Annotated in this window: 6 protein-coding genes and 4 pseudogenes; 3 read left to right on the forward strand and 7 right to left on the reverse strand. The window is 55.6% G+C overall.

Translation table 11 applies throughout. The annotated features are described in order from the left end of the window. Nucleotides 1-153: 153 nt before the first annotated feature. Nucleotides 154-881, reverse strand: a pseudogene (locus F3J08_RS17320) (transposase); the annotation flags it as partial. A 328-nt stretch (nucleotides 882-1,209) separates the two neighbouring features. On the opposite strand from F3J08_RS17320, the gene F3J08_RS16520 reads away from it, so the two are divergent. Together F3J08_RS16520 and F3J08_RS16525 are read left to right on the forward strand one after the other, a co-directional pair. Beyond that, nucleotides 1,210-1,917, forward strand: a complete 708-nt coding sequence (locus tag F3J08_RS16520) for a winged helix-turn-helix domain-containing protein (RefSeq protein WP_166931792.1) — start codon at nucleotides 1,210-1,212, stop codon at nucleotides 1,915-1,917. Between the two features lie 30 nt (nucleotides 1,918-1,947). Beyond that, complete coding sequence (locus F3J08_RS16525) at nucleotides 1,948-2,214, forward strand: transposase (RefSeq protein ID WP_166931794.1); 267 nt, start codon at nucleotides 1,948-1,950, stop codon at nucleotides 2,212-2,214. Nucleotides 2,215-2,302: 88 nt separating this feature from the next. Here F3J08_RS16525 and mazF read toward each other — a convergent pair whose 3' ends face one another. The 5 genes and pseudogenes from mazF to F3J08_RS17460 all read right to left on the reverse strand — a co-directional run. Beyond that, on the reverse strand, nucleotides 2,303-2,632 hold the full coding sequence (gene mazF / locus F3J08_RS16530) for an endoribonuclease MazF (protein WP_166931796.1): 330 nt from the start codon (nucleotides 2,630-2,632) through the stop codon (nucleotides 2,303-2,305). Further along, on the reverse strand, nucleotides 2,632-2,874 hold the full coding sequence (locus tag F3J08_RS16535; protein WP_166931799.1) for an AbrB/MazE/SpoVT family DNA-binding domain-containing protein: 243 nt from the start codon (nucleotides 2,872-2,874) through the stop codon (nucleotides 2,632-2,634). The genes mazF and F3J08_RS16535 overlap by 1 nt, the downstream gene beginning before the upstream one ends. A 407-nt stretch (nucleotides 2,875-3,281) precedes the next feature. Next, a pseudogene (locus F3J08_RS16540) lies at nucleotides 3,282-4,094 on the reverse strand (transposase); the annotation flags it as partial. After that, nucleotides 4,090-4,302, reverse strand: coding sequence for a tyrosine-type recombinase/integrase (locus F3J08_RS17455; protein WP_205207124.1), 213 nt, complete (start codon nucleotides 4,300-4,302; stop codon nucleotides 4,090-4,092). The pseudogene F3J08_RS16540 and the gene F3J08_RS17455, both read right to left, overlap by 5 nt. A gap of 64 nt (nucleotides 4,303-4,366) precedes the next feature. Further along, nucleotides 4,367-4,624 (reverse strand): annotated as a pseudogene (locus tag F3J08_RS17460) (tyrosine-type recombinase/integrase); the annotation flags it as partial. A 92-nt stretch (nucleotides 4,625-4,716) separates the two neighbouring features. Between F3J08_RS17460 and F3J08_RS16550 the strand changes: the two are divergent. Then, complete coding sequence (locus tag F3J08_RS16550; RefSeq protein WP_240149424.1) at nucleotides 4,717-5,031, forward strand: hypothetical protein; 315 nt, start codon at nucleotides 4,717-4,719, stop codon at nucleotides 5,029-5,031. On the opposite strand, the pseudogene F3J08_RS16555 reads toward F3J08_RS16550, so the two are convergent. Beyond that, nucleotides 4,981-5,106: pseudogene (locus F3J08_RS16555) on the reverse strand (IS481 family transposase); the annotation flags it as partial. The gene F3J08_RS16550 and the pseudogene F3J08_RS16555 overlap by 51 nt on opposite strands.

A 5,106-nucleotide genomic window follows, 5' to 3' on the forward strand; every position in this document is an offset into this window, starting at 1 on the left:
ACGCTTTGAGCTAATCATCAAGCCCGGTTGACCGGGCAAGCCGCTCGTCAACATCAAAGAAACCCGGCTGCTTCATAAGCCATCCCCCCAACATCATAGAAGGAATGAAATTACACCAGCAGCCCCAAACCAAAGGGGTTTTTCGAACCCTCCAATTTGCCTCTCTTCGGACCATTTCAAAACGGCATGAGACGTAAACTCCGTTCCGTTATCACTGATGATCATGTGTGGCTTGCCATACCGCTCCACCAGCACCTCCAGTTCCCGAACCACGCGCCCGCCTGACAGTGAAGTATCCGCAACAAGAGCGAGATCCTTCCGGCTGAAATCATCAATGACCGCCAGAATGCGAAACCGGCGACCACAGATCAGCGCGTCTGAAACAAAATCCAGGCTCCAGCGCTGACCGGGCTCTTGCGGGATGGTCATGGGCGAACGCGTTCCCAGGGCCCTCTTGCGGCCGCCCCGATGACGAACTTTCAACCCCTCTTCCTGGTAAAGGCGGAACAGTTTCTTATGATTGGGTGTGAGGCCCTCACGCGCCAGAAGATACCCCAGACGGCGATAAGAGCGCAGGCGCGACGTTCGCTCAGGCCCAGAGCGTCGCGAATATGTTGGACCGCCTGCCGTTTTGCGACAGGCGTCACCACTTTTTTTCCAACAATTTCCTTTAGAGCCGCATTATCCAGCATCGCGTCCGCAAGGAAGCGTTTCAGGCGGCTGTTTTCATCCTCCAGGCCCTTCAGCCGTCTGGCCTCAGAAACCTCAAGGCCGCCATACCGCGTCTTCCATTTATAAAACGTCGCGTCACTGATCCCATGCTTACGGCATAGATCAGCGACTTTCAGCCCGGCCTCCTGTCCCTTCAGGATACCAATAATTTACTCTTCCGTAAATCTGCTGCGTTTCATTCGTCCGTCTCCTGAGCGACCAGACTCTACTTTAAAACGGTTACATTCAAGGGGAGCACGTCAGGCAGCAGGGTTCTGGATAAGGTCTTTTGTCAACGCAAATTGGGCGGATGAATTTCCGGTATTGCTTGTATCATTGCGTACTTGCGAGTCTTGCGACACGAATTCGGGATAGATGTTTTTTGACATGCAGCGCTTATGCGTACGATAAGCATCCGTGCAGACTAGACTTTTTTAATGGATATGGATGTGGTTTCTAAAATAATAAAAATTTTCCCTGCCCGAATGGAAAGTATTGATGGCTAGGATTATTAATACCTATAAGGCAAGAGAACGTCTTATTGATTCATTGCGGATCCATGCAAATAGAGCGCCGGTATCCATAATACAAAATGATTTCCTGCCAGATGCCGGCGATCATTGCCACAATGGACTAAAGGTAATTTCGATAATAAATGTTGATACTGATGAAGATTCCGAGGCAATATTACTATTTTTGAAAAAATATAGATGTTTAGCAATAATACTTATTTGTAATATTTCAATGAGAATATCGTTAAAATATATTAGGGCTGGAGCCTTGGATTGCTTGAGCAGTAGCATCTCTCCTGACCTATTGCTCGCAAAGTGTATAAATATATTTAATCTTATGGAAAAGTCACATGTTGATGATTTTACCGAATCCACCAACGTGGTTTTATTTATTGATTACAAAAAAAGAATTGTCCGTACGATTGATGGAACTCATGTTAAACTAACAATTTCTGAGACCACTCTTCTGAGTCTACTAGCGGAACGCAGCAGCGAATGCTTGAGTCGGGATGAGTTGTTGTCTCGAAATATCACGGGAAATGATGCGACTTATCGCTCCCTGAATGTTTTGATAAGCAGGCTGCGCATAAAACTAGCAAGTATAACGAAAAATACGGTTATTGATTCAGTGCGTGGATATGGTTATTCCTTGGGTAATGGTGTAGAATTATCCACCAAGAGGTTCTTGGGGTAGAAAGTTGGTATTAGAAATCTACCTCCATCATTGGGCCGATATTGCCCGATTTTATGGAAGCTTCAGGTTTGGGAATTCCTGTTTGCGGCTATTCCATCACACAAAGGCCGTAAAGCTCCTCAGCAAACAGACTGGCAACGCTATCGAGACCGAAATCGTATCGAGCAGGTGTTCAACATGCTCAAGCAGATGCGCCGTATCGCAACCCGATACGAGAAGACCGCCCAGTCTTTCATGAGCTTCCTCAACCTCGCCGCCGCAAGACTCTGGATCGGGTCTTTTGTCAACGTGACCTAGGCCCACCGGTTGCGTTAACGTCAACCTGATGAGGTGTGCTTCCTCGTCCCCCGTCTTCGGAAGCCGGTCTTCCCCTCTCCTGCCACAACTACCCAACTAAGAGACGTACCCGCTCACGGACCATTTCAAGCTCGCCAGCTGCAACCTCGCCCTTCATCTTAGCGCACCGGGCTCGCCAGTCGAGGCTTCTGACCTGATCAGACAGCACCACGCTCGCTGGCCGACCCTGAAGGGGAACCTCGAATGGGTAGCCTTTGATGCGCGTGGTCGTCGGGCAGCAGACAATCATGCCTGATTTCTCGTTGTAGGAAGCAGGCGATAGCACGACGGCAGGCCGGTGCCCGGCCTGCTCACGACCCGCCTGAGGGTCGAACTCGAGCCATACGATGTCACCGCAGTCCGGCACCCATTCCGACATCACCAGATTTCGCCGCCAGCCGAAGACCCGAATCCCATCTCATCGTGGCGGTTCTCGTTCGTAATCCCCGCCGTTAGGCTCTCCAGAGAAAGGCTCTCCCGACGAAGAGGCTGAATGATAATCAGCCCGTCTTCCTCCCGGACATCGACAGGTTGGTCGATCTCCAGCTGGACGGCTTCGAGAATGCTCGTCGGCAGACGAATGGCGGCGCTATTGCCCCACTTGCGTACGGTTCCATGCATGAGCTCATCTCCGCGTATCTATTAAGTAGATACAACAAATCTATCCGATCCGCAACTCAAAGTGCTTAGTATGTCCGGTCCGCCCCGCTTTTTCCCGAGAGTCGACATTCTGCTGTCCTGAAGAGTTTCGGACGCCGTGAGGCGTACGAAAGTCGGGGAGGACCGAACCCGCGACACCGGGACTCAGTTATGGGGAATTTGCAACTGGCGCTGCCCTGAGGCACCCCTGAGCGGGGTCACGTGGCGGCATTCGTGACGCGGCAAAGGGCGTTTCCCGCTGATCCTACACATGAAGATGACAGGATCTTCAGGGCCAGGTGCGCGCTTTCTGCCGTTTTTTCGCGTTTTTGCGTAAGCCTGTCGGTGTGCCGGAACGAGACGGTTCCGGCAGGCATCGGGTTATAGGGTCATGTCTGCCGGTCATCATGCTGATTCCCCGGCCGGATCAGTCGCCCGTGGCGGTCCTCTGGGCTGGCACCAGCGGGGAAGGATCTGGATAACGACCATCTCTGCCCCCCACAGCATGGGCAGGGCGGTGGCGTGACCGGTCCGGGCTCTGGGACTTCCGCCGCTGGTGTGGGGATGACATTCAGCAGGTCCCGCGCCCGGGCGAGACTGGCCTTGCGGTTGGAACTGGCCAGCAGGCCATAATGGCGGATGCGATGAAATCCCCGTGGCAGGACATGCAGCATGAAGCGGCGAATGAATTCATCCGTGCCAAGCGTCATGACCTGCTGCTGATGCGCGGTATCCCGGCGGTAGTCCTTGTACCGGAACGTCACGCCCCTTTCGTCGAACGCGAGGAGGCGGCGGTTCGAGATGGCGGCGCGGTGGGTATAGCGTGACAGATAGGCCAGCACCGCTTTTGGACCGGCAAACGGTGGCTTGGCGTAGACGACCCAACGCCTGCTGCGCACAGGGGCGAGATACCGCAGGAAGGCACGGCGGTCTGCCAGAGGGGCAAGCTGCCCCCGGAAGACCAGCCGGTCGGCGTCGAAAAGTGCCAGCAGCCGGGTCAGGAACAGGCGGCGGAACAGCTTGCCCAGCACCCGGACGGGCAGCAGGAAGGCCGGGCGCGATGAGATCCAGCGTTGGCCATCGGGTGAGAGACCGCCACCCGGCACGATCATGTGCACATGGGGATGATGGGTCAGCGCTGAGCCCCAACTGTGCAGCACGGCGGTGATGCCGATGCGGGCACCCAGATGCCGGGGATCAGCCGTCGGGCCTCGCCTGCGCCGTCGCCAGGGCTCCCAATGTGTCGAGCGCGCTGATCACCGCCCGCACAGTGCGGGTAGCGACCCTTGTATAGAGCGCTGTGCTGTCGAGACGGGCGTGACCCAGCAGGGCCTGGATCACGCGGATATCGACGCCATCCTCCAGCAGGTGCGTCGCAAAACTGTGCCGTAATGTATGGGGACCGACCATGGGCCGCGGTGACGACCACACGATGTAGTTGCCGGGTGCAGATGGGCCTCATCGCGTTCTGGCCGGGAAACAGCCAGCCCTGCGGATGCATCACGCCCTGCTGGCGGCCGAGTTTCCACCACTCCCGCAGCAATGTCAGCAGGTCGGCCGACAGCATGGCGTTGCGGTAACGACCCCCTTTGCCCCGCTCGACCCGCAGCAGCATGCGCGCGCTGTCGATATCGCTCACCTTGAGAGCGGCCACCTCGGCGACGCGCAGGCCCGCCCCATAGGCGACCGAGAGCGCCACCTGGTGCTTGAGGCAGGTGGTCGCGTTGAGCATTCGACCATCTCGGGTTGCGGCATGCAGGTTTGCATCGGCATGAGGACGAACTCCTGCTTTTCCCTTGGGTCGGCAATCGGGCGCAACTGGCCTTGGTGCTTGCTCTCGCCACTCATGGCGTAAAGGCCAATTCGGAGGGTATTGCGGTCACGGTTTCGGCTCAAGACGGAGGCAAACTGGTTGCCGCCCTGAAAACTCTCGCCGAAAGGCCTGCTCCTGATGCGGAAGTTCTAGCCCTACTAGTCCCCGATATGAAGAGAGCAAAGTATGACGCCTATTTAGGAGAGGGATTGCTGGCGCGTTGTTACGCCAGCGAGCATATCGACGCGGCACGCGTGCCGATCATTGCTGCTGACCTAGATGTTTGGTCCCGGGTTTTGATGGTGCGGGTTTTGCGTGAATCTTGATGGCTCGTGCTGCCATTGCTGGCAAACGAATTCGTATGGCGTGAGGCCCCGGAGCGTCTTCAGTCGACGTGCGAA

This window comes from Asaia sp. As-1742 (genome assembly GCF_011753235.1).
Lineage (GTDB): Bacteria > Pseudomonadota > Alphaproteobacteria > Acetobacterales > Acetobacteraceae > Asaia > Asaia bogorensis_B.

Excerpts from the sequence above, each read along its gene's own strand:
- F3J08_RS16520 (WP_166931792.1), top strand. The coding sequence starts at position 1,210 with ATGGCTAGGATTATTAATACCTATAAGGCAAGAGAACGTCTTATTGAT.
- F3J08_RS17455 (WP_205207124.1), bottom strand. The coding sequence starts at position 4,302 with ATGGTCGGTCCCCATACATTACGGCACAGTTTTGCGACGCACCTGCTG.
- F3J08_RS16535 (WP_166931799.1), bottom strand. The coding sequence starts at position 2,874 with ATGCATGGAACCGTACGCAAGTGGGGCAATAGCGCCGCCATTCGTCTG.
- mazF (WP_166931796.1), bottom strand. The coding sequence starts at position 2,632 with ATGTCGGAATGGGTGCCGGACTGCGGTGACATCGTATGGCTCGAGTTC.